The 23330-nt window shown below is 72.0% G+C and carries 22 protein-coding genes; 14 read left to right on the plus strand and 8 right to left on the minus strand.

The window, feature by feature from the left end; genetic code table 11:
• Positions 1-49 precede the first annotated feature (49 nt).
• A complete protein-coding gene (locus ABD298_RS11720) occupies positions 50-1096 on the plus strand; it encodes a diacylglycerol/lipid kinase family protein (RefSeq protein WP_344299888.1) in 1047 nt (348 codons plus the stop codon).
• A gap of 22 nt (positions 1097-1118) precedes the next feature.
• On the opposite strand, the gene ABD298_RS11725 is transcribed toward ABD298_RS11720, so the two are convergent.
• The 3 genes from ABD298_RS11725 to ABD298_RS11735 are packed head-to-tail and all read right to left on the minus strand — an operon-like array spanning position 1119 to position 3289.
• Entirely contained in the window at positions 1119-2030 is a 912-nt protein-coding gene (locus tag ABD298_RS11725; protein ID WP_344299889.1) for an arylamine N-acetyltransferase family protein, read from the minus strand.
• Positions 2023-2961, minus strand: a complete 939-nt coding sequence (gene pheA / locus ABD298_RS11730; protein WP_344299890.1) for a prephenate dehydratase — start codon at positions 2959-2961, stop codon at positions 2023-2025. The genes ABD298_RS11725 and pheA overlap by 8 nt, the downstream gene beginning before the upstream one ends.
• Before the next feature lies 1 nt (position 2962).
• Positions 2963-3289 carry a rhodanese-like domain-containing protein gene (locus tag ABD298_RS11735; RefSeq protein WP_344299891.1) on the minus strand — a complete coding sequence of 109 codons (327 nt, stop codon included), beginning with the start codon at positions 3287-3289 and terminating at the stop codon, positions 2963-2965.
• A 45-nt stretch (positions 3290-3334) separates the two neighbouring features.
• Between ABD298_RS11735 and ABD298_RS11740 the strand changes: the two genes are divergently transcribed.
• The gene (locus ABD298_RS11740) at positions 3335-4786 is read left to right on the plus strand and encodes an amidase (protein ID WP_344299892.1); all 1452 of its coding nucleotides are present in this window, start codon (positions 3335-3337) and stop codon (positions 4784-4786) included.
• Between the two features lie 9 nt (positions 4787-4795).
• Here ABD298_RS11740 and ABD298_RS11745 read toward each other — a convergent pair whose 3' ends face one another.
• Positions 4796-5077, minus strand: a complete 282-nt coding sequence (locus ABD298_RS11745) for a DUF4190 domain-containing protein (protein WP_344299893.1) — start codon at positions 5075-5077, stop codon at positions 4796-4798.
• 69 nt (positions 5078-5146) lie between these two features.
• Positions 5147-6076 carry a DUF4190 domain-containing protein gene (locus ABD298_RS11750; protein ID WP_344299894.1) on the minus strand — a complete coding sequence of 310 codons (930 nt, stop codon included), beginning with the start codon at positions 6074-6076 and terminating at the stop codon, positions 5147-5149.
• Between the two features lie 267 nt (positions 6077-6343).
• Between ABD298_RS11750 and ABD298_RS11755 the strand changes: the two genes are divergently transcribed.
• From ABD298_RS11755 to ABD298_RS11785, 7 genes are all read left to right on the plus strand, one after another.
• Positions 6344-9727 carry a galactose oxidase-like domain-containing protein gene (locus ABD298_RS11755; protein WP_344299895.1) on the plus strand — a complete coding sequence of 1128 codons (3384 nt, stop codon included), beginning with the start codon at positions 6344-6346 and terminating at the stop codon, positions 9725-9727.
• 123 nt (positions 9728-9850) lie between these two features.
• Positions 9851-10735, plus strand: a complete 885-nt coding sequence (locus ABD298_RS11760) for a DNA/RNA non-specific endonuclease (protein ID WP_344299896.1) — start codon at positions 9851-9853, stop codon at positions 10733-10735.
• 25 nt (positions 10736-10760) lie between these two features.
• Positions 10761-12002: a M4 family metallopeptidase gene (locus ABD298_RS11765; protein WP_344299897.1), complete on the plus strand. Its 1242-nt coding sequence runs from the start codon at positions 10761-10763 to the stop codon at positions 12000-12002.
• Between the two features lie 92 nt (positions 12003-12094).
• Positions 12095-12406 carry a protealysin inhibitor emfourin gene (locus ABD298_RS11770; RefSeq protein WP_344299898.1) on the plus strand — a complete coding sequence of 104 codons (312 nt, stop codon included), beginning with the start codon at positions 12095-12097 and terminating at the stop codon, positions 12404-12406.
• Between the two features lie 63 nt (positions 12407-12469).
• Complete coding sequence (gene pgm, locus ABD298_RS11775) at positions 12470-14125, plus strand: phosphoglucomutase (alpha-D-glucose-1,6-bisphosphate-dependent) (RefSeq protein WP_208711206.1); 1656 nt, start codon at positions 12470-12472, stop codon at positions 14123-14125.
• A gap of 209 nt (positions 14126-14334) precedes the next feature.
• On the plus strand, positions 14335-14766 hold the full coding sequence (locus tag ABD298_RS11780) for a MarR family winged helix-turn-helix transcriptional regulator (RefSeq protein ID WP_344299899.1): 432 nt from the start codon (positions 14335-14337) through the stop codon (positions 14764-14766).
• The gene (locus tag ABD298_RS11785; RefSeq protein ID WP_344299900.1) at positions 14763-16190 is read left to right on the plus strand and encodes an MFS transporter; all 1428 of its coding nucleotides are present in this window, start codon (positions 14763-14765) and stop codon (positions 16188-16190) included. The genes ABD298_RS11780 and ABD298_RS11785 overlap by 4 nt, the downstream gene beginning before the upstream one ends.
• Positions 16191-16310: 120 nt before the next feature.
• Here the strand turns inward: ABD298_RS11785 and ABD298_RS11790 are convergent, their stop codons facing one another.
• Positions 16311-16916, minus strand: a complete 606-nt coding sequence (locus tag ABD298_RS11790) for a malonic semialdehyde reductase (RefSeq protein ID WP_344299901.1) — start codon at positions 16914-16916, stop codon at positions 16311-16313.
• A gap of 166 nt (positions 16917-17082) precedes the next feature.
• On the opposite strand from ABD298_RS11790, the gene ABD298_RS11795 reads away from it, so the two are divergent.
• Together ABD298_RS11795 and idi are read left to right on the plus strand one after the other, a co-directional pair.
• On the plus strand, positions 17083-18384 hold the full coding sequence (locus tag ABD298_RS11795; protein ID WP_344299902.1) for a uracil-xanthine permease family protein: 1302 nt from the start codon (positions 17083-17085) through the stop codon (positions 18382-18384).
• Between the two features lie 87 nt (positions 18385-18471).
• Positions 18472-19026, plus strand: a complete 555-nt coding sequence (gene idi, locus ABD298_RS11800; protein ID WP_344299903.1) for an isopentenyl-diphosphate Delta-isomerase — start codon at positions 18472-18474, stop codon at positions 19024-19026.
• Between the two features lie 358 nt (positions 19027-19384).
• Here the strand turns inward: idi and ABD298_RS11805 are convergent, their stop codons facing one another.
• Positions 19385-20500: a glycerate kinase gene (locus ABD298_RS11805; RefSeq protein WP_344299904.1), complete on the minus strand. Its 1116-nt coding sequence runs from the start codon at positions 20498-20500 to the stop codon at positions 19385-19387.
• A 38-nt stretch (positions 20501-20538) separates the two neighbouring features.
• On the opposite strand from ABD298_RS11805, the gene ABD298_RS11810 reads away from it, so the two are divergent.
• Entirely contained in the window at positions 20539-21129 is a 591-nt protein-coding gene (locus ABD298_RS11810) for a TMEM175 family protein (RefSeq protein WP_344299905.1), read from the plus strand.
• A gap of 51 nt (positions 21130-21180) precedes the next feature.
• On the opposite strand, the gene ABD298_RS11815 is transcribed toward ABD298_RS11810, so the two are convergent.
• Positions 21181-21978 (minus strand): glycerophosphodiester phosphodiesterase family protein, encoded by a 798-nt coding sequence (locus tag ABD298_RS11815; protein ID WP_344299906.1) that lies wholly within the window; start codon positions 21976-21978, stop codon positions 21181-21183.
• A gap of 31 nt (positions 21979-22009) precedes the next feature.
• Between ABD298_RS11815 and ABD298_RS11820 the strand changes: the two genes are divergently transcribed.
• Positions 22010-22495: an NUDIX domain-containing protein gene (locus tag ABD298_RS11820; RefSeq protein ID WP_344299907.1), complete on the plus strand. Its 486-nt coding sequence runs from the start codon at positions 22010-22012 to the stop codon at positions 22493-22495.
• Complete coding sequence (locus ABD298_RS11825; protein ID WP_344299908.1) at positions 22492-23322, plus strand: PhzF family phenazine biosynthesis protein; 831 nt, start codon at positions 22492-22494, stop codon at positions 23320-23322. Before ABD298_RS11820 ends, ABD298_RS11825 begins: the two co-directional genes overlap by 4 nt.
• The last annotated feature ends 8 nt before the right edge of the window (positions 23323-23330 follow it).

Below are 23330 nucleotides of genomic sequence, written 5' to 3' on the forward strand. Positions count from 1 at the left end.
CGGCGAGCGGCCCGGGAACGGCACCGGCTGCGGTTAGAGTGAGAGCACCATGCGCAACTGGATCATTGCGGGAGCCCTTGCCGTGGCTGGCGGGTTCGCGGTCGCGAGCTGGTGGGGTGTGCGCAGGCTCGCCGAGCAGCATTCCCGCTCGGCCGTCGCGGAACCAGCCGTGGCGCCTCCGCTGGGGCCGCAGCAGGTCGCCATCGTGCTCAATCCGGTGAAGGACCGCGCGCAGGAGGCCAGAGTCCTGATCGAGGCGGCCTGCCGGGGCGCCGGATGGCCGACGCCGCTCGTCTTCCACACCACCCGCGAGGACCCGGGCCATTCGATGGCGCTGGCGGCGCTCGAGGCGCGCGCCGACGTCGTGATCGCGTGCGGCGGCGACGGGACCGTGCGGGTCGTCGCGGAGGTGCTGGCGGGGACCGAGACGGCGATGGGCCTCGTGCCGCTCGGCACCGGCAACATCCTGGCGCGCAATCTCGACCTCGACGTCGGGCGCCTCGCCCACAGCGTGCACACGGCCGTTTTCGGGCGGCAGCGGAAGATCGACACCGCGAGCATGACGCTCACCACCGACGCCGGCGATACGGTCACGCACACGTTCCTCGTCATCGCCGGGGTCGGGATGGACGCGGAGATCCTGCAGGACACGAGCGACGACCTCAAGCGCTCCTTCGGCTGGATGGCCTACACGGAGGCCGGGATCCGGCACATGCCCGGACGGAAGCGGCGCCGGGTGGAGGTCTCGCTCGACGACGGCGAGTTCCAGACCCGGCGCGTGCGCAGCGTCCTGTTCGCGAACTGCAGCAAGCTGCCCGGCGGCGTCGACTTCATCCCCGAGGCGTACATCGACGACGGCGTCCTCGACGTCGCCGTCATGAGCCCGCGCAGCCTCATCGGCTGGGTGGCGATGTACATCAAGATCCTCTTCCAGCACAAGCACCGGCTGCCGGTCATGCAGTTCTACGGCGCGCGGAAGGTCTCGATCCGCGTCCCCGAGCCCATCGAGACCCAGGCTGACGGCGACGTCACCGGTCTCGCCACCCGCGTGGACGTCCAGGTCCACCCCGCGAGCCTCCTCGTGCGCGTGGCGTGAGCCGGCCGCCCTCAGCGCTGCCTCAGCGCTGCGCGGCGGCTGCCCTCTCGGCCGAAGCCCCGACAGCGTAGGCCGCATCCCAGTCCACCGTGGCGTCCTCGATGCGGAACAGCTCGTGCGAGGCGTCCCGGAGTTCGGCGGCACCGGCGAGCGTCCGCTTCTCGACCGTCGAGGAGCCGTCCGCCGCGTAGGTCCGCACCGCGAGGGAGAGGTTGGCGAGGGTGATGCGCTGCGTCTCGGTGAGGATGGAGAACATGAGCGAAGTGGTGAACGGAGCCGTCCGGGACGTCGAGACGTACCAGTTCGACACGGTGAGGTCCATCGGGGCGTTGGGCCTGAGGTCCACCCCGTAGAGGTTCGCCCACGCTCCGTCCGCCTGCGCCTGGACCATGAAGTCGATGTTCACGGTGTCCTCCGCAGGCAGCCCGGCGGCGGCCACGTCGACCACGCGGAAGGTGCCGAGCGGCGTCGTGCGCACCGCGTCCGCGAGGGCGAGGTCCAGCGGGAGCAGGCCCGAGGGGTTGAAGCCGCCGAAGCCGCCGTCGACGAGGTAGCGCTGGCCGTCGTGGTCGAAGACCGTGGCCAGGTGGGTGCGCGCGGGAGCGCCCGAGCCCGGCGGGCGCCGCCAGTAGACGCGTCCGAGGTGGTTCTCGACTCTCGTGACGCCCATGTCCGCCAGTGCCCGCGAGATGAGCCCCGCGTGCTGGAAGCAGTAGCCGCCGCGCCGGCGGTCCACGAGGCCGCCCCGGATGGCCTCGGGCGCGATGTCGACCGGATTGCCGGTGGCCGGCCCGAGGTTCTCGAACGGGATCGTGCGGGTGTGGTGCGCGTGGACCGCGGCGATGTTGGCGAGGGTGGGTTCGGCTGAGCCCTCGTAGCCGATGCGCGCGAAGTAGTCCGCGAGGAAGTCCCGGCTCCCGCCCTGCTCAGCCAACGCCGGTGCCCCCGAGGATTCCGTCGACCCAGCCGCGGGCGGCGGCGAAGGCGTCGTCGGTGACGTGGGACTTCACGACCGGCCGGGCGCCGTCGGCCCGGGGGTACGAGCCGAGGAAGCGGATCTCCGGGCTGATCCTGTGGAGGCCGCCGAGGGCGTCCGCGACGCGGGCGTCGTGGGCGTGTCCGTCCACGTCGATCGAGAAGAAGTAGTGGCCGAGGTACTGGCCGGTGGGCCGGGACTCGATGCGGGAGAGGTTGACCCCGCGTGCGGCGAACTGCTCGAGGATCTCCATGAGCGCCCCCGGCCGGTCCTCTGGCAGCGGCACGGCCACCGTCGTCTTGTCGGCGCCGGTGCGGGCCGGCAGCGCCGCGGGCCGGGACACGAGGATGAACCGCGTGACGGCTCCCGGGTTGTCGCCGATGTCCGTGGCGAGCACCTCGAGCTCCGGGTGTTCCTCGGCCACGATGGGCGCGCAGATCGCGGCATCGCCCGGCTTGGCCGCGTCCTCGAGGAGGGCCAGCGCACCGGCGGCGGTCGAGCTCGCGGCGAGGTGGACGGCGTCGGGCGCGTGCGCGGAAGCCCAGCCGCGGCACTGCGCCCAGGCGTGCCCGTGCGTCGAGATGCGGCGCACGTCGGCGACCCGGGTGCCGGGCCGGGCCACGAGGACGAAGGTGATCGGGATGACCTCCTCGCGCACGATCCGCAGCTCGGGCCCGGTCGAGATCGCGTCCAGGGTCGCCGTCACGCCGCCCTCGACGGAGTTCTCGATGGGAACCATGGCGGCATCGGCCTCGCCCGCGCGGACGGCGTCGAGGGCGGCGTTGACGTTGGTCGCGGGCAGGCGTCGCGCCTCGCGGGCGCCGGGGACCTTGAGGAGGGCCGCTTCCGTGAAGGTGCCCTCCGGGCCCAGGAAGGTGAAGACGGCCACCTCAGAGCACCGTGGGCGTCTGCCCGTTCTCCGACACCATGGGCCGACCGGCCGTGAGCCACGCATCCATCCCACCGGCCACGTTCACCGCCGAATACCCGTTCGCGACCAGCCACTGGGTGGCGCGGGCCGAGCGGCCCCCGGTCCGGCAGATCACGTGGAGGTCCTCGTCCGGGTCCAGCTCGTCGAGCCGCCCGGGCAGCTGCTCGAGCGGGATGTGGACGGCGCCCTCCGCGTGGCCGGCCTCCCACTCGTAGTCCTCGCGGACGTCGAGCAGGGTGCCGCCCTCGGGCAGCGCGTCGACACGGACGGTCTCGAAATCAGACATGCTTCGCCTCCGAATGTGCTCTTCACTCCAGCCTATAGTGGCCCGGTGACACTCGACGCCGGGATCGGGGCGCTCAGCGCCGTCGCCCTCCGGGACGCCCTCCGTGCTGGCGAGGTCTCGGCACGGGAGGCCGCCGAGCACTGCCTCGGCCGCATCCAGGCAGAGAACGGCCGGCTCGGCGCCTTCCTCACGGTCACCGCAGAGCGCGCGCACGACGACGCCGCTGCCGCCGACGAGCTGCACGCCCGCCTCGGCCGCTCGGGCCGGCTCGCGGAGCTCCCGCCGCTGCACGGCATGCCGACGGCCTTCAAAGACCTCACCGACGTGGCCGGCGTGCCCACCACCCACGGCTCGGCGGCGCTCGACGCCCGGCCGGCCCCCGCGGACGCGCCGATCGTCGCGCTCCTGCGGCAGGCCGGCGTCGTGGGCCTGGGCAAGACCCAGATCCCCGAGTTCGGGCTCACGGCGTACTCGGAGAACCGAATCGGCCCGCCGTCGCGGAACCCGCACGGCCTCGCGCTGAGCTCGGGCGGATCCTCGGGCGGATCGGCCGCCGCGGTCGCCGCCGGACTCGTGCCGTTCGCGCCCGGGTCCGACGGCGGCGGGTCGGTCCGCATCCCGGCCGCGGCCTGCGGGATCGTGGGGCTGAAGCCGGGCCGGGGCCTCATCCCAGAGGGGCAGAGCGCCGGCGAGCCCGGCTCGCTGCAGCTCGTCGTCGCCGGGCCCCTCGCCGGGAGCGCGGAGGACGCGGCCCTCCTCCTGGACGCACTCGTGCCGGGCGTCGCCCACGGCGGCCACGGACACCGCGGACGGCACGCTGGCGGGTACCTCGACGCCGTCGTGCGCGAGCCCCGGCGCCTCCGCGTCGCGGTAAGCCTTGCGAGCCCGTGGGACGCGCGGTACCGGATCGAACCGGAGCCGGAGGCGCTCGAGGCCCTGCGGCGAGGGGCGGAGGCGCTCACGGCGGCCGGGCACCTCGTGGTCGAGGCGGACCTGCGCTTCGACAACCGCTACCCGGACGCGTTCACCGCGGCCTGGACGGCCGGCGTCGGCACTGCCCGGATCCGCCCGGAGCGCGAGCCGCTCCTGACCCCGCTCACGCGCGCCTTCCGCCGCCGGGCCCAGCAGCGCTCGCGCGCGAAGCTTGAGGAGTCGCTGGCGTTCCTGCGGCAGTTCGAGCGGGACATGGTCGCCCAGCTCTCGGACTGGGACCTGCTCCTCTCACCGGCCCTGGCACAGACGCCCCGGCCCGTCGGCTGGTTCACGGGCAGGCCCGAATGGCACGCGACGGTCGACGACGACTACGGCCGGCAGTGCGAGTTCGCGCCGTGGTCGTCCTGGGTCAACGTGTGCGGCCTGCCCGCGGTGGTGGCGACGACGCACTGGACCGATGCGGGCTTGCCCATGGGCGTGCAGGCCGTGGGACACCCCGGGTCCGAGGCCCTCCTGCTGCAGGTCGCGCGGATCCTGCACGTGCCCCGGCCGCCGACTCGCTAGGAGACAGCCTCAGGTCATGCCCATGTCCGCGAACGCGCGCCACAGGTAGACCGCCACCGCGACACCGGCGACCAGGAGCACCAGGGCCGCATACCCGAGGACGAGGCCGGCGATCGCGGGCCCACGTCCGCCCGGACCGCGGGCGAGGGCCATGTGCCCCAGGACGATGGCCGCAACCTGCGGCGCCAGGAACACTCCGAATCCGCCGACAGCCAGCACACCGCAGACCATCGAGGCCACGGCGAGGCCGCCCGACTCACGGCGTGGGAAGAGCACGTCCCCGCTCGCCACGGGTACCTCAGCGGCCGACGGCGCTCGCTCGGCTCCCGCGGACCCCTGCCACTCCCCCATCGGCGCGGCTCAGTAGGTGTACGGGGAACGGGCCGAGGAGACCGCGATGATGAAGAACACGAGGAACAGCAGCGTCAGCGCGACCCCGACGTAGCCCATCACGAGACCCGCGATCGCGAAGCCCCGCCCCGCCGGTTCGCGCCGCAAGCCCATGTGCCCGAGCACCACCGCGGCGATCTGCGGCAGGATGAAGAACCCGAAGCCGACGAAGACCGCGATGCCGCAGATCATCGACGCCAGGCTCAGGCCCTTCGGCGCCGGCGGAGCGTACGGTAACTGGCCGTAGCCCGGCTGCGCGTAGCCCGGGTAGCCCTGCGCCGGGCCCTGGAAGCCGGCTCCGGGGTACTGGGCTCCGGGATACGGGCTTCCCGGGAGTTGGGCGCCCGGGTACTGGCCGTACTGGTTCTGGTTCTGGCCGTACTGGTTCTGGTTCTGCCCGAACTGGCCCTGGTTCTGCCCGAACTGGCCCTGGTTCTGGCCCTGGGGGCCCGGGTACCCTCCCTGCACCTGCTGCGGGACAGCTCCGCTCCTGAACTGCTGCGAAGGGCTCTGCGCCCCCGACGTCGGCGGTCCCTGCTGGCTGAAGCCCTGCTGCCCCGGCTGCTGGGCCGCGGGCCCGGGAGCGCCCGGGATCGGCGGCGCGCCGGGGGGAAGGTGATGCTGGAGGGGCTGGGTGGGGTTGCTCGGGATGGGCTCGGTCGCGTTGGAGCGGTCCTTGTCGAGCGTCACGGGCGGGATGTACGACGGCGGCGTGTACTTCGGGCGCTCCGGCTGGCTCTCGCCGGACTCGCCAGGACGCGCCCCCGGGGCGGCAGGCCCGCCCGAGGCGACGGGCCCGGCGTCGTGCGCGCCAGAGGCTTCCTGACCGCCCTCGCCGCCCGCGAGATGCGGCGCATTGTCCGGTAGGCCTTCCCCCCGGGTCCCCGGTTCTTGCGACATCTCGAACCCCTCTCTGGCTTCCGTTCCTCGGATTCCCCTGCCATTCTTGATTCCAGCGTACTCGGTGACCCGTGGCTGGGGCCGTCGCCTCCCGTGCGCGTTGTCGTGCATCCGTTGCAGACGAGGGAGGCCGTGCGGTGACCGCAATGCGTGCACAGCCAGACGCGCCTCCTCCGCCTCGCCCGCGCCGCTGACGTCGGCGCCACGACGCAGACCCGGCCGAGGACTGATGGCCGCCTGCGAACCTCCTCCCGCCGAGTACCGATCATGGACCGCACCTCCTCCGCTCAAACCCGCACTCTCCACAGGACCTACCCGTTCCACAGGTCCCACCCGCTGGCGAAGCTGGCGTCTGCGCTCGCGCTCGCACTCACCTCCGTCCTGGCTCCCTCCTTCGCGTCCCCCGCCTCGGCGGCCAGCCCATTCGGCGTCGACAAGGTCGTGAGCACCCACCAGAGCAGCCCCTCGACGCGCGTTGTCTCGCCGGCATTCACGACAAGCCAGGCCAACGAACTCCTTGTGGCGTTCATCGCCTCCGACGGCCCCAAGGCAGCTGGCGCGCAGTCGTTCAGCACCGTGACAGGCGGCGGTCTCACGTGGCGGCTGCGGCAGCGGACAAACGCGCAGTCTGGAACTGCCGAGGTCTGGCAAGCCGCTGCACCGAGCGTCCTCACGAACGCAACAGTCACTGCCACGCATTCTGGCGATTACCAGGCCTCGATCACCGTGGCAACCTTCACCGGCGCAGACCTTGTCACGGACGGCGCCGTCGCGACCAGTGCCGCCGCCACGGGCGCCCCAGGCGCCTCGCTCACGACGACGCGCGGGGGCTCGTGGGTCTGGGGCGCCGGGAACGACTGGGACAACGCGACACCGCGCACTGTGGGCAGCGGGCAGACTAAAGTAGACGAGTTCCTCTCGAGCCACGGCGACACCTTCTGGGTACAACGCCAGAATGCCGCCACCCCGGCCGCCGGCACGTCGGTGGCCATCAACGACACAGCTCCCACGGCGGACCAGTGGAACCTCGCGCTCATCGAGATCCTCCCGGCCGCGGCGCCTGCGCCTGACACGACGCCGCCGGTCATCTCGGCGGTCTCGGCTGGCACACCCTCCGCCACAGGCGCGACCATCTCGTGGACCACGGACGAGCCCGCGACGTCCCAAGTCGAGTACGGGACCACCGTCTCCTACGGCTCGGCCACGACTGCGGACGCGACCCTCGTCACCTCTCACTCCCAAGGGCTGTCCGGGCTCGTGGCGGCCACTCTGTACCACTACCGGGTGAAGTCGTCAGACGCCGCGGGCAACCCTGCCGTCTCGGGGGATCTGACCTTCACCACGGCGTCATCCAGCGGCGACCCCGCCTTGGTCGGCCAATGGGGGCCCGTGGTCTCGTGGCCCGAGGTGTCCATCCACGCGGCCCTCACATCTACCGGCAAGGTGCTCACCTGGGCGGGCGACTTCACCCAGGGCGGCCAGCAGTATCTCCTCAATCCGTCGGACGGCACCTACCTTCAGGTGCCGAGCGCGGCGGTTGACCTGTTCTGCTCGGGCCAGGCCGTCCTTGCGGACGGCCGCATCCTCGCCGTCGGGGGCACAGCCACGGCAGGCGGGCTCGGCATCCGCGACGTCACTGCGTTCAGCCCCGCAACCGAGACGTGGCAGGCCCTCACTCCCATGAACCATCCGCGGTGGTACCCGACCGGGACCACTCTCGCTGACGGGCGCGTCCTCGTGACATCGGGGTCCAACACGTCGGCAACGGACATCGTCCCCATCCCCGAGGTCTATTCCCCCACAGCCAACGCGTGGACGGACCTGACGGGCGCCAACCGGAGCATCCCGTACTACCCCTTCATGTACCAGCTGCCTGACGGCCGGGTCCTCCAAGCCGGCGCGTCCGAGCAGGGCACCTCCACGCTTGCCCTCGATCTCGCCGCCCAGACGTGGTCCACCGTCGACTCGCGCGTCCTCGACGCCGGATCGATCGCCAACTATGCCCCGGGGAAGTTCATCAAGGCCGGAACAGCGTCCGACGGCGGATTCACCGGCACGTCGGCGAACACGGCCTACGTGCTCGACATGAGCCAGACGAGCCCTGCATGGAAGGACGCGGCGCCGATGGCGTACCCGCGCAGCTTCCTGAACCTCACCAACCTGCCCGACGGCACAGTGCTAGCGACGGGCGGCGGGACCGACAGGTCCGGCCAGGACGTGTCCAAAGCCGTCCTGCCCGCCGAAGTCTGGAATCCCTCGACCGGGGCGTGGAGCACCGTCGCCTCGATGTCTGTCCCACGCCTCTACCACTCGGTGGCGGTGCTGCTGCCGGACGGGCGCGTCTTCGTCTCCGGCGGAGGCGGGGACACCGGCGTCGCCGACCAGAAGAGCTACCAGATCTACTCGCCCCCGTACCTCTTCAAGGGCGCACGGCCGAGCATCACGAGCGCGCCGAGCACTGTCCAGTACGGCGCGAGCGTCTCGATCGGGACACCGGACGCGGCGCGGATCCAGTCCGTGTCGCTCATCAGGACCGGGTCGGTCACGCACGCCTTCGACGAGAACGCCCGGGCACTGTCCTTGAGCTTCACCCAGACGTCCGGAGGCCTCAGCATCCAGATGCCCGCCAATGGGAACTACGCCCCTCCTGGGTACTACCTCCTGTCCATCGTGGACTCGAACGGAGTCCCGTCCGCGGCGTCGATCGTGCACTTCACATCTCCGAACGCCGACACGACGCCGCCGACCGCGCCCACAGGGCTTCAGGCCACTGCCACGCCTGGCCAGATCGCACTGGCCTGGACGGCGAGCACCGACAATGTCGCCGTCACCTCGTATCAGGTCTCGCGCAATGGCGCTGTCCTCGGCAGCGTGACGACGCCCGGCTACACGGATGCGGCTATCACCGTTGGGACGACGTACTCGTACACCGTCACAGCTCTCGATGCAGCAGGGAACGTGAGCCCGCCGTCAAACGCGGCGACCGCGACCGCCGTCGCACCGCCCGCCGGGTCACTGGCAGTCGACAAGGCCGTGACCGCGCACCAGGGCACCTCGTCGTCGACCGTCACCGCGACAGGCCTGACGACGACTGGCACGAACGAGCTCCTCCTCGCCTTCGTCAGCTCCGACGGCCCGAACGCTCCGAACTCGGCGAGCATCGGCGGCGTCACGGGCGCCGGACTCACGTGGACCCTCCGTCAGAGATCCAACGCTCAGCCCGGGACAGCGGAGGTGTGGCAGGCTGTCGCCCCCGCCGCGCTCAGCAACGCGAGCGTGACCGCATCCCAGGCCTCGGGGGGCTGGCAGGCGTCCCTCACTGTCGTCGCCTTCCTGGGTGCAGACACGGCAAGCGGCGCTGTGAAGGCGGCCAGCGGTGCGACTGGAGCACCCACGGCGACCGTCACCACGACCAGGGCCGGCTCGTGGGTCTGGGCTGTCGGCGCGGACTGGTCGAACGCGACCGCGCGGACAGTCGGTACCGGGCAGACCCTCGTTGACCAATTCCTCGCTCCCGCCGGAGACACGTATTGGGTCCAGCGGCAGAATGCCACGACAGCCAGTGCCGGAACGTCGGTGACGATCAACGACACGGCTCCGACGTCGGACCAATGGGATCTCGCGCTCGTCGAGGTGCTTCCCTCGCCCTAACTGCGGAGCCCGCGCCACGATGCTTTCGAGTGTCGGAGGGCGGTGCGATGCTGGTGGCATCGCACCGCCGAGGCCCGCAGAGCCCCGGCATGGAGGACCGAACCGAGCGGATGTGGGGAAGCCATGACGCAGTCCGAGAACACGACAGATCCCGCCGAGCCCACCCGAGCCGCAGAGCCCTCCGACGAGGGCGACGGCTACGACCCCGAGTTCCTCGGCACGCCCTCCCCGGTGCCCATGCCGACGGGACCGGGGCTGCTCGAGCTGACCTATACGCACTTCACGATCCATCAGGACCCCGAGCGGCGCATGCCCGCGGCGACGGCCGTGAACATCGACGGCGCGAGCCTCGTCGAGATCGAGCGCGGCGGTGAGAGCTGGCGCCTCGACGATCGGATCGACGAAGACCAGCAGTGGGGGCCGGAGCTCTACTCGAACAACCGGTTCGACCGGGGCCATCTCGTGCGCCGTCAGGATCCGCTGTGGGGCGATCAGGACACTGCTGAGCGAGCGAATCTCGACACCTTCCACTACACGGTGTGCGCTCCACAGGCTGACTACTTCAACCAGGGTCGGGAGCTGTGGCTCGGCCTCGAGGACTACATTCTCGAGCACGCCGGCGCCCACGAGCAGCGCCTCTCGGTGTTCTCGGGACCGGTGTTCGACGTCGGGGATCCCGAGTACCGGGGCGCCATGATCCCGCGGAAGTTCTTCAAGATCGGGGCCTGGAACACCGGGCCCGGCGAGGACGGCGCCACGCTCGCCTGCACGGGCTACATCCTCGACCAGAGCAACGGGCTCGAGCAGGTGCTGCATCCGGGAGCCCGGGAGGCCCCGGCCCTCGGCGCGTACCGGACCTTCCAGGTCCCCGTGTCGGACATCGCGCAGCTCACGGGCCTGGACCTCGGCCCCCTTCCCGGAGCAGACCGCTACTCGGTCCCGAGGGGGGCCCGCGGCGTCGCCCAGCGCTGGCGCGAGATCACGGGGTTCGCCGATGTCGCGCTCTGAGATGCCACGCTCCGGGATGCCGCCGATGGCCCCGACGCCAGGCGGGCGCACGACGGCGGGTGCGGGCCCGGCGTCGTCCGCGCGCCCCCCGGTCCGCCACCAGGGCGCCGTCCCGCCGTACCTCCTCGAGCGGCTCGCCACGTGCGACCAGCGCCGCGCGCGGGCCCTCCGCGGCGAAGGCCCGCCCAACGGGTGGGCCGACGACACGCGCGGGATCGAAGCCGTGGCGGAGCTCGCGCGGCGGACCCTCCTCGCCGACGAGCGCATGCGCGCACAGCGCGGCGCCCACACGCGCGACGCCCGGCACCAGATCCTCGTCGAGCCCGGGACGCTGCGGCGGGAGATCAGCGACGCGGAGAACACCGAGCGGCTCCCCGGGAAGCCGGTGCGGAAGGAAGGCCAGGACCCGGCCGCGGACGTCGACGTGAACCGCGCCTACGACGGGCTCGGGGACACCTACCGCTTCCTGGAGGAGGTGTTCCGGCAGTCCAGCATCGACGGCGCGGGCCTCGCGCTTGAGGGGAGCGTGCATTACGGCGTCGGCTACGACAATGCGTTCTGGGACGGGACTCGGATGGTGTTCGGCGACGGCGATGGGAAGGTCTTCGCCTCGTTCACCTCGTCGCTGAGCATCATCGCCCACGAGCTCGGGCACGGGCTCCTGCAGCACACGACCGACTTCTCCTACGAGGGCCAGTCGGGCGCGCTCAACGAGTCGTTCGCGGACGTCTTCGGCGTCCTCGTCGAGCAATTCGTGCGCGGCGACACGGCCGAGTCCGCCTCGTGGATCGTGGGCGAGGGAATCTTCCTGCCCGGCATCAAGGGCCTGGGCGTCCGGTCCATGAAGGCGCCGGGCACGGCGTATGACGATCCTGCACTCGGCAAGGACCCTCAGCCGGACCACATGGAAGGGTACGTGCGCACCCGGGACGACAACGGTGGCGTGCACCTGAACTCCGGCATCCCCAACCGCGCGTTCTACCTCGTGGCGGCCGAGCTCGGCGGGCACACGTGGGAACGGGCGGGGCGGATCTGGTTCGAGACGGTCGCGCTGCGCAAGCTGCCCCTCGACGTCGACTTCCGCGGGTTCGCGCGGGAGACTGTCCGCGTGGCCCGTTCGCTGTTCGGCCGCGAGTCCGCTGAGGAGAAGGCGGTGCGCGCGGGCTGGCGCGGCGTCGGAATCACCGTGCGGCTCACGGAGACCGGGAACGGGAAGGCCGGGAACGGCGCGAACGGCAGGGGGAAGGGGCCGCGGGCCAAGGGCTAGGAGGAGAGCATGGCCGGGCGTGCCGGCCACGGAAGGGCACTGTGCGCGATGAAGACTGTGCGCGATGAAGACTGTGCGATGAAGACTGTGCGATGAAGATCGAGGTCACCCGCTCGGGCGGCGTCGCCGGGATTCCCCGGAGGGGCGCTGTCGAGTTCGCGATGCGCGGGGCCAGGGAGGCCTCGGACGCCGAGTGGGCCGCCCTGTACCGGCAGGCGCGCAGCGAGCGTGAGCAGCTCACCCTGGGCGAGGAGGCAGACGACGTCGCGGGGCCGCCGTCGCGCGTCCGGGACGCCTTCCAGTGGACCTTCCGCTTCGGGAGGGAGCGCGTCGAGGTGCCCGATTCCTACCTGTCCGGAGCGCTGCGCGAGCTCGCCGAGCGGGTCCTCGCCGAGGGCTCGTAGCCCGGCGCCGAAATCTTCACCGAACTGTCACCTCACGTTGGCCTTCTCTGACAAGCTAGGCACATGGCGAACCGAGCAGGCACCGTTGCCCTTCCCAGCGATCTCGTGGACATCACCGCGCTCCTCGACGCGTACTACGACGTCTCCCCCGACCTGAGCGACCCAGGCCAGCGCGTGGCGTTCGGAACGTCCGGGCACCGCGGCTCGAGCCTCAAGGCCTCGTTCAACGAGAAGCACATTGCGGCCATCACCCAGGCGATCGTGGAGTACCGCGCCGGGCAGGGCATCCAGGGCCCGCTGTTCCTCGCCAAGGACACCCACGCGCTCTCGGAGCCCGCCACCAACACCGCGCTCGAGGTCCTCGCGGCCAACAACGTCCAGGTCCTCGTCGACGCGCGCCACGGGTACACGCCGACGCCGTCGGCCAGCCACGCGATCCTCAAGTACAACGCAGGCCGCGCCGAGAACGACCCGGGGCGCGCCGACGGCATCGTCGTCACCCCGAGCCACAACCCGCCGGCCGACGGCGGGTTCAAGTACAACCCGCCGCACGGCGGCCCCGCGGACACGGACGCGACAGGCTGGATCGCGAACCGGGCCAACGAGCTCCTCGGGGCGAACCTCTCGGGCGTCAAGCGCGTCCCGCTCGCCGACGCCCTCTCGGCGGACTCGACCGGCCAGTTCGACTTCCTCTCCTCCTACGTGGACGACCTCCCGCAGGTGCTCAACATCGCCGCGATCCGCGACGCCGGCGTCCGCATCGGCGCCGACCCCATGGGCGGGGCCTCCGTCGACTACTGGGGCGAGATCGGCGAGCGCCACCACCTGGACCTGACCGTGGTCAACCCGACCGTCGACCCGCAGTGGGCGTTCATGACCCTGGACTGGGACGAGAAGATCCGCATGGACTGCTCCTCCCCCTCCGCGATGGCCTCCCTCATCCAGAAGGTCGCCTCCGGCGACGCGCGGTACGACATCGCGACCGGCAACGACGCCGATGCGGACCGCCACGGCATCGTGACCCCGGACGCGGGCCTCATGAACCCGAACCACTACCTCTCCGTCGCGATCGACTACCTCTACCGCAACCGCACGGGCTGGCGCCCGGACACCGTCGTGGGGAAGACGCTGGTGAGCTCATCGATGATCGACCGCGTGGCCGAGGGGCTCGGCAAGCCGCTGGTCGAGGTGCCGGTGGGATTCAAGTGGTTCGTGCCGGGCCTGCTCAGCGGCCAGGGCGCATTCGGCGGCGAGGAATCGGCCGGGGCGAGCTTCGTCAAGCTCGACGGCGGGGTGTGGACCACCGACAAGGACGGCATCCTCCTGTGCCTCCTCGCCTCGGAAATCAAGGCCGTCACAGGCAAGTCCCCGAGTGAGCTCTACGGCGAGCTGACCGCGAAGTACGGCTCGCCGTCGTACGCCCGGATCGATGCCGCGGCGACCCGGGAGCAGAAGGCCAAGCTCGGCAAGCTCTCCGCTTCCGACGTCACGGCGACCGAGCTCGCCGGCGAGCCGATCACCGCCAAGCTCACCGAGGCACCGGGCAACGGGGCCAAGATCGGCGGCCTCAAGGTCACCACCGAGAATGCCTGGTTCGCCGCACGGCCCTCGGGCACGGAGGACGTCTACAAGATCTACGCCGAGTCCTTCAAGGGCGACGAGCACCTGGCGCAGGTCCAGGCCGAGGCGAAGGCCCTCGTCGACTCGGTCATCGCCTAGCGCTCCGCGGCTCCGGGCGTTACCTCTCCGTCTGAGGGTCACCTCCTGAGGGTCACATCGCGTGACCCCCAGGAGGTGACCCTCAGGCGTTCGGGGGTGAGCGCGGTCATATCCTTAGCGAAGCTAATGAGCTAGGCTAAGTATCAATGACTCCGCCAACCGCTCCGCCAACCGCAATGCCTTCCCCGGCCACAGCTCCCCCACCCGACATGACTCCCACCCCGGACGTCCTCGAACTGGCCGCCGAACTCCGCGCAGCGCTCATGCGCACCTCCCGGATCCTGCGCACGGAGGCGAGCAGCGACGTCGTGAGCCCCGGGCAGAACACCGTCCTCGCGCTCCTGAACAAGCGCGGACCGCTCACCATGCGCCAGCTCGCCGACATCGAGCACGTCCAGGCGCCGAGCATGACCCGGACCGTGAACCACCTGTGTGAGCGCGGCTTCGTGGCCCGCGCCGAGCACCCGACGGACGGCCGCCAGGTCGTCGTCTCGCTGACCCCTGACGGGCGGCAGGTTCTCGAGGAGTCCCGCCGCCTGCGCGCCGCATGGCTTGCGGGGCGCCTCGAAGGCCTGCCGGACGCAGACCGCGCCGCGCTGCACCGCGCCGCCGAGCTGCTGCTGGAGATGACCGCCCGATGAGCAGCATGTTCCGCGCACTCCGCCACCCCAACTACCGACTCTGGGCCGCGGGCGCGCTGGTCTCCAACGTGGGCACGTGGATGCAGCGCGTCGCCCAGGACTGGCTCGTCCTCACCGCGCTCACAGACCACGACGGCGCGGCGGTCGGCCTCACGACCGGCCTGCAGTTCCTGCCGATCCTCATCCTCGGGCCCTACGCGGGCGTGCTCGGCGACCGCCTCGACAAGCGCAAGCTCCTCGTCGCCACGCAGTCCGCCATGGGTCTCCTCGCGCTCCTGCAGGGCGCGCTCGTGCTCACGGGCGTCGCGCAGCTGTGGCACATCTATGCGATCGCGCTCGCCCTCGGCATCGCGAGCGCCCTGGACGCCCCGCCGCGGCAGGCGTTCGTGTCCGAGCTCGTCGAGCGGCCGGACCTGCCCAACGCCGTCGCGCTCAACAGCGCCTCCTTCAACCTCGCGCGGCTCGCGGGCCCGGGCGTCGCGGGCCTGCTGATCGGCGTCATCGGCACGGGCTGGGTGTTCATGCTCAATGCCGCGACCTTCGCCGCGGTCCTGTCCTCCCTCACCCGGCTGCGGGTCGACCTGCTGCACCGGACGGCACCGCTGCCGCGCGGCAAGCACCAGATCCGCGAGGGCATCGCGTATGTGCGGACCCAGCCGCGGATCATGCTGATCATGGTCATGGCCGCGATCGTCGGCACGTTCACGCTGAACTTCCAGGTGACCAACGCGCTCATGGCCGCGGACGTCTTCCACACCGGCGCCGACGCCTACGGCCTCCTCGGCTCGGTCCAGGCGATCGGCACGCTCAGCGGGGCGCTGCTCGCGGCGCGCAGGAAGAAGCCGCGAATGAGCCTCCTCGTGGCCTCGGCCGTGGGGCTCGGCATCGCCTCAAGCGTCGCGGCGGCCATGCCCAGCTACCTCGCGTACGCGGTTCTTCTCGTTGCCGTGGGCGTCACTGCGCTCACGTTCCTGAACTCGGCGAACACCATCGTCCAGCTGAGCGTGGACCCGCAGTACCGCGGCCGAGTCCTCGCGCTGTACATGGCCGTCATCCAGGGCGGAACGCCGATCGGCGGTCCGCTCATCGGATGGCTCGCGAACACCGCCGGGACCCGGTGGGCGGTCCTCGCCGGGGGCGTCGCCGCGCTCGTGGCGGGCGCGATCGGCGTCGTGCTCCTGGCCCGGTGGGGCGAGGGGAGCCTCCGCGCGCAGGTCGCCGGGGCGTGGGCCGCGCGGCGCGCTGCGACCAGCTCGGCTCCCGCGCACGACGGCGGCCCCGGAACCGCCGCGGACCCCTCACCGATCCTCGGTCCCGCAGCCCGCCCGACGCGATGCGCTCCGGCCCCGGCAACCGGCTCCCGCCCGACGGTGGCTGCACTGCAGAACGGCTCGCACCTGAAGGACGCGGCCCACCGCCGGTGAGGCGTGCCTCTCGACCGCGCAGACGAGACCCCGCAACCGCGCGGACGAGACCCCGCAACGGCGCGGACAGGACCCCGCAACGGCGCGGACGAGACCCCGCAACGGATGCCGCTGCCGGGATCAGATGATCTCGGCGACGTCCTCGTAGGCGAGCTTGGGCTTGGCGGGGCCCCACGCGTCGTCGGCGGGCTTGCCGATGTTGACCACGAGGAACGCCTTCCGGTCCCCCGCGGGGAAGAACTCGGCGTCGATCCCGGCGAAGTCGGCGCCCGTCATCGGCCCGGCGGCGAAACCGAGGGCGCGGACGGCCAGGATGAAGTAGCCGGCCTGCAGGTGCGCGTTGTCGCGGCCGGTCTGGACGCGGAGCTCGGCATCGGCGTCGTAGCGCGCCTTGCCGCGCGTGGCGGCGGGGAGGAATGTCTCCCACTGCTCGTGCCAGTCGGCGTCGAAGGACAGGATCGCCACGAGCGGGGCCAGGCGCGTCTTGTCCTGGTTGCCGGGGGCGAGGTGCTGGACGAGCCGGTCGCGCGCGTCGCCCTTGCGGACGTACGTGACGCGTAGGGGCTGCGAGTTGAAGGCGGTCGGGCCGAACTTCGCGAGCTCGTAGATCGCCTCCGCCTGGGCGTCGGTGACCTCGCCGGTGAAGGCGTTGGCCGTGCGCGCCTGCGCGAACAGGGCGTCGACGGCCTCGGTGCCGAGGATGGATTCTTCGTGCGCGATGCTCATGGGTCTCCTCTCGGCGGCACGGACGGCCGCCCTCCCATGGTGACAACCCGCCGTCGTGCGCGCGGCATCCCGTGACGCGGGGTGACGTTGGCCACGCGGCCGGGGCCCGCACGCCGGCGAGTAGGATGTCCCCCGATACCCCACTCCCCCGCTTGGAAGGCGCCCGATGAGCCTGCTCGGAACCCGTTGGACTCTGCACGGAGACGGGCGCTCCGTCCGCCCGGGAGAGGTGGTCGCCCCTCAGGAGCGGCTCGCGTGGCCGATCACGGTGGGGGTCGGGCTCCAGCACGTCGTGGCGATGTTCGGGGCAACGTTCCTCGTGCCGATCCTCACCCACATGCCGCCCGCCACGACGCTCTTCTTCTCGGGCATCGGCACGATGCTGTTCCTCGTGATCACCCGAGGTCGGGTGCCGAGCTACCTGGGCTCCTCGTTCGCGTTCATTGCCCCGATCCTCGCCTCGCAGCAGCAGTTCGGCGTCGCGGGGGCGCTGGGCGGCGTGGTGGTGGCCGGCGTCGTGCTCGCGGCCGTGGGCGGCGTGGTGCAGGCGTTCGGGGCGCACTGGATCAACGTGGTCATGCCGCCGGTGGTGACCGGCACTATCGTGGCGCTCATCGGCCTCAACCTCGCGCCCGCGGCGAAGCAGAACTTCGACGCCGCACCCGTCACCGCGCTCATCACGCTGCTCGCGATCATCCTCGTCTCCGTGCTGTTCCGCGGCATCCTCGGGCGGCTGAGCATCCTGGTGGGCGTCGTCGTGGGGTACCTCGTGGCGGTGTGGCGGGGCGAGGTGGACTTCTCGAAGATCGACGCCGCCGCCTGGGTCGGCCTGCCCACGTTCCAGACGCCGCAGTTCCACCTCGGCGTGCTCGGGCTGTTCGTGCCGGTGGTGCTCGTGCTGGTCGCCGAAAACGTGGGGCACGTGAAGAGCGTGGCTGCGATGACGGGGCAGGACCTCGACGACATGGCCGGGCGGGCGCTCATGGCCGACGGCGCCGCGACCGTCCTCGCCGGCCTCGGCGGGGGCTCCGGCACCACGACCTACGCCGAGAACATCGGCGTCATGGCCGCGACCAAGGTCTACTCGACCGCGGCGTACTGGGTCGCGGGCATCACGGCGCTCCTGCTGAGCTTCTCCCCGAAGTTCGGCGAGCTCATCGCGACCGTTCCGGCCGGCGTGCTCGGCGGCGCCGCGACCATGCTGTACGGGATGATCGGCGTGCTCGGCGTGAAGATCTGGGTGCAGAACCGGGTCAACTTCTCCAACCCGGTCAACCTCACCACGGCCGCGGTGGCCCTCATCGTCGGCATCGCGGACTACACGTGGAAAGTCGGCGAGCTCGCGTTCGCCGGCATCGCGCTCGGTTCCGCGGCGGCGCTCGTCGTGTTCCACGGCATGACCGCGCTTGCGCGGTGGCGCGGGACCGCAACCGACGACGCCGTCGAGCCCGCCCGCCGCGCCGGCTGACCGCCTCCTGCCGGGGGCCGCGCACGACGGCGCGCGGCGCACCCGGGCGGGCACGCGGCGTCGTGCGCGAGCTGGGACAATGGGCAGATGGCCAGCGCGGATACCTTTGAGGGAAGCAGCACCGAAGAGCTCGTGCAGCTCGTGGACGACGACGGAACGCCCCTCGGCACCGCGCCCAAGGCAACCGTCCACACCACGGATACGCCGCTGCACCTCGCCTTCTCGTGCCACGTGTACAGCCCGGACGGGCGCGTCCTCGTGACCCGCCGGGCGCTCGGCAAGAAGACGTGGCCCGGGGTCTGGAGCAACGCCTTCTGCGGCCACCCCGCGCCGGGTGAGCCCTTCGAGGAGGCCATCCGGCGGCGCGCGCAGCGGGAGCTCGGGCTCGACGTCGAGTCCATCGAGCCGGTGCTGCCCGACTTCCGGTACCGGGCCGTGGACGCGTCCGGGATCGTCGAGTATGAGGTGTGTCCCGTCTATCGGGCCGTCGCCGCCTCCGACCCGGCGCCCGCCGACGATGAGGTCGCCGAGTGGGCCTGGACCGACCCGGACGACTTCCGCGCCGCCGTCGCCGCCGCCCCTTACGCCTTCAGCCCGTGGCTCGTCCTGCAGCTCGACGCCCTGGCCGCGCAAGGGAGCTAGCACCGGCGGCCTCTGCTGTGCCCCGGGCCGGGCGCACGACGACGACCGGTCGCTTGTGCGCGGTGCGTCGGCTGGGTCGGGGAGCCGGGCCCGCTCGATGGGAAGGCTTCTGGCAGCTGAGACGCCTTCGGGCGCGGTGTGAGACGCCTTGTCGCCGTGGAGGCGGCCTCAAGGCGCCTTCCCTGCAATAAGACGTCTCGCCACCGGGAGCCCCGGCTGACGGGGATCTGGCGTACCCGAAACGGAGTCCGGGGGGATTTGGCGTACCCGAAACGGAGTCCGGGGGGATTGGCGTACCCGAAACGCCCTCCAGGGAGATTTGGCGTACCCGAAACGGAGGGCGGCGGCGAGAGGGGCCTCAGGCGCCGGCCAGGAGCTCCGCCACCGCGCGGCGGAGGTACTGGGCGCCGTTGGCGATGGCGTCGGCGGGAGTGGGCGCGAGGTCCACGAGGGCGCCCGCGGCCTCGATGCCATGCTCGGCGAGCTGCTCGGGCGTGGCGAGGATGCGCCCGGCGACCGCGACCACGGGGATGCCGCGCTCACGTGCCCGGTCCGCGAGCGCGATCGGCGCCTTTCCCGTGAGGGACTGCCCGTCCAGGGAACCCTCCCCCGTGATCACCAAATCCGCCCCGGCCAGCTGCGCGTCGAGCCCGACCAGCTCGGCCACGAGGTCGAAGCCGCTCTCGAGCCTCGCGTCCGTGAACGCGAGGAACGCCGCGGGGAAGCCGCCGGCCGCACCGGCCCCGGGGACGTCGACGTCGCGTCCGGTCGCCTCGGCGAGGACCTTCGCCCAGGTGCGGAGGCCGGCGTCGAGCGCCGCGACGGTCTCCGGGTCGGCACCCTTCTGGGGCCCGAAGACGTGTGCGGCGCCGTCCTCGCCGGTGAGCGGGTTGCGGACGTCAACCGCGATGCGCAGGTCGGCACCGGCGAGCCGGCGGTCGAGGGCAGAGGTGTCCACGGTGGCGATGTCCGCGAGCGCGGCGCCTCCGAGCGGGACGATGTTGCCCGCAGCGTCGAGGGGACGGAGCCCGAGGGCGCGCAGCGCGCCGGAACCGCCGTCGGTCATCGCGGACCCGCCGACGCCGAGCACGATCTCGGTAGCACCGGCGTCGAGCGCCGCTGCGATGAGCTGCCCGGCACCGTAGGAGTGGGCGCGGCGCGCCGTCTCAGCGTCCGGCTCGGAGCCGAGGGCGGCCAGTCCGGAGGCTTGGGCGGTCTCGATGACGGCGACCGTCCCCTTGAGCGCCCACGCCGCGCCGACCGGCTTGATCAGCGGCCCGGTCACCGCGCGGATGCGCTCCTCGAAGCCCGCCGCGACGGCCGCCTCGAGCGTGCCTTCGCCGCCGTCGGCGACCGGGACCCGGACGGTCTCGGCGTCGGGGTAGACCGCGTGGGCGCCCTCCGCCATGGCGTCGGCCGCCTCCGCGGCGGTGAGGGAGCCCTTGAACTTGTCGGGGGCGATCAGGATGCGCATTCCCCCATCCTGCCAGCACGCACTGACAGAATGTCCCCGTGGAGACCAACCGCGTCGAGGCCTTCAGCGATGGCGTCCTGGCGATCGCGATCACCATCATGGTGCTCGAGCTCAAGGTCCCGGACACACCGGACCTCCACGGCCTCGCAGAGTTCCTGCCGACCCTTCTCACGTACGTGCTGAGCTTCGTGTACATCGGGATCTACTGGACCAACCACCACCACCTCATGCACCTGACGCAGAGGATCGACGGTGCGGCGCTGTGGGCCAACCTCAATCTGCTGTTCTGGCTCTCGATCGTCCCGTTCACCACCCGCTGGATGGACGAGAGCAGCCTCGCGAAGCTGCCGGTGCTCGTGTACGGGATCAACCTGCTCGCCGCCGCCGTCTCGTACACGATCCTGCAGGCCCGGCTCATCAGGATCCAGGGCGCTGAGAGCCGCCTGGCCCGGGCCATCCGCAACGACGCGAAGGGCAAGTGGTCCATGGGCCTGTACGTGGTCGGATCCGCAGGCGCCTTCCTCTCGCCGTGGGTGAGCGTGGCCGCGTACGTCGCGGTCGCCGCGATCTGGATCGTGCCGGACCGGCGGATCGAGCGGGCGGTCGCAGCGGGCGACGACGGCGCGTAGGGCGGCGCGTCCGTCACCGGCGGGATGTGGCCCCGACGGGCGCGATGCGGTTCACCGACCGGCGGGACGCCCCTCCTCACCGGGGGCGGGCGGGGGCCAGGCTCCCCGGCCGATGAGCACGCTCCGGAGCACATCCGCTCGGTCGGTCACGAGCCCGTCGACGCCGGCGTCGAGCAGCCGGCCCATGTCCGCGGCCTCGTTGACGGTCCACACGTGCACCTGGAGGCCGAGTCGGTGGGCCCGTGCCACGGACGCCGGCGTCACGACCCGCAGGCGCCCGGTCCATTCGGGCACCTGCAGTGCCTGGACGTCGCGCAGCATCCGCCGCAGCACCGCCTCGGGCAGGGCGGATCCGAGGACCCGGAACGCCGCCGCACCGCGCATCCCGGCCGAGGACGCCACCGGCCGCGAGACACGCGCCAGGACGGCCCGCCGCCGGGCCTCCGAGAAGGAGGTCACGAGGACCCGCTCGTGCAGCCGCATCCGCTCGATGGCCTCGGCCAGGGGCACGACGGCGGCTGCGGACTTCACGTCGATGTTCAGGAACGCGCCGCGCAGTTCCTCGGCGAGCTCGGCGAGCAGCGGGACCCTCTCCACGCCGCCCACGCGTGCAGCCGCGACCTCAGGCCACGACATCTTGGCCACCTCCCCAGACCGGTCCGCGACGCGGTCGAGCCGCTCGTCGTGGAAGGCGACCAGCGCGCCGTCGCGCGTGGCCCGCACGTCCGTCTCGAGGTGGGTGAATCCGAGCTCCCACGCGGCCCGGAACGCGGTGAGCGTGTTCTCGAGGCCCTCGAGGGAGAAGCCTCGGTGGGCGAAGGCCATGGGGCCCGGGTGGAGGTAGGGCACGCGCCCACGGTACGCCGGTAGGCTGGACGCCATGGAGCAGCTGAGCCCCGTGAGCCGCGAGTACTTCCGCACCCTTCCGCGCCGGCGGGTCGCCGCCGGCCTCGTGATCCGTGACGAGCAGGGCCACGTCCTGGCCGTCAAGCCGAACTACAAGGAGGGCTGGCTCCTGCCCGGCGGGACCGTGGACCCCGGCGAGGCCCCCCGCAAGGCCGCGCGCCGCGAGGGCCGCGAGGAGCTCGGGCTGGACATCGAGCCCGGGGCGCTGCTGCTGATCGCGCACTCGGCCTTCCCGGACCCCATCGGGGACGGGCTGAGCTTCCTGTACGACGGCGGCAGCCTCCCCGGGGGCGCGCAGGTGACCCTGCAGGAGGAGGAGCTCACCGAGTGGCGGTTCGTCGCGCCCGGCGAATTCGTCGAGTACTTCGGGGACCACGGCGCCCTGCACATCCAGGCCGCGCTGACTGGGCTGGCGGAGGCGCGCACCCTCGAGCTCGAGGACGGGGTCGAGGTCCTGTGAGGCCCTTCAGCCAGGTGGACGTCTTCACGTCCGAGTTCCTGCGCGGCAACCCGGTCGCCGTGGTGCACGACGCCGAGGGCATCCCGGATGAGGAGATGGCTGCGTTCGCCCGCTGGACCAACCTCTCGGAGACCACGTTCCTCCTGCCTCCCACCCAGGCCGGGGCCGACTACCGCCTGCGCATCTTCACCCCGGGCGGCGAGCTGCCGTTCGCGGGCCACCCGACGCTCGGCTCAGCCCGCGCCTGGCTCGAGGCCGGGGGCGTCCCCGCAGCCTCGGGCCGGATCGTCCAGGAGTGCGAGGTGGGCCTGGTCACGCTCAAGGACGACGCCGGCCGGCTCGCCTTCGCGGCGCCGCCCCTGCGCCGCTCGGGACCGGTGGACGCCCGGGACGTGCGCGCCATAGCGGATGCCCTGGGCCTGACGGCGGACGACATCGTCGACGCGGCCTGGGTGGACAACGGCCCCGGCTGGGTCGGGCTGCTCCTGAGGGACGCCGACACAGTCCTCGGGCTCGCACCGGACTTCGCGGCCATGGGCGGCTTCCAGGTGGGCGTGATCGGCCCTCGTCCAGACGGCGACGACGCCGCCTTCGAGGCCCGGGCCTTCTGCCCCGGAATCGCCGTCCCCGAGGACCCGGTCACCGGCAGCCTCAACGCCGGGCTCGCCCAGTGGCTCATCGGCAGCGGGCGCGCGCCTTCCTCCTATGTCGCCCAGCAGGGCACGGCCCTCGGCAGGCGCGGCCTCGTCAGGGTGTCCGCGGACGGCGGGGACATCTGGGTGGGCGGGGACACCGTCGTCGGCGTCCGGGGCACCGTCGAGCTGTGAGCCCGCAC

The sequence above is a fragment of the Sinomonas flava genome (assembly GCF_039531875.1).
GTDB lineage: Bacteria > Actinomycetota > Actinomycetes > Actinomycetales > Micrococcaceae > Sinomonas > Sinomonas flava.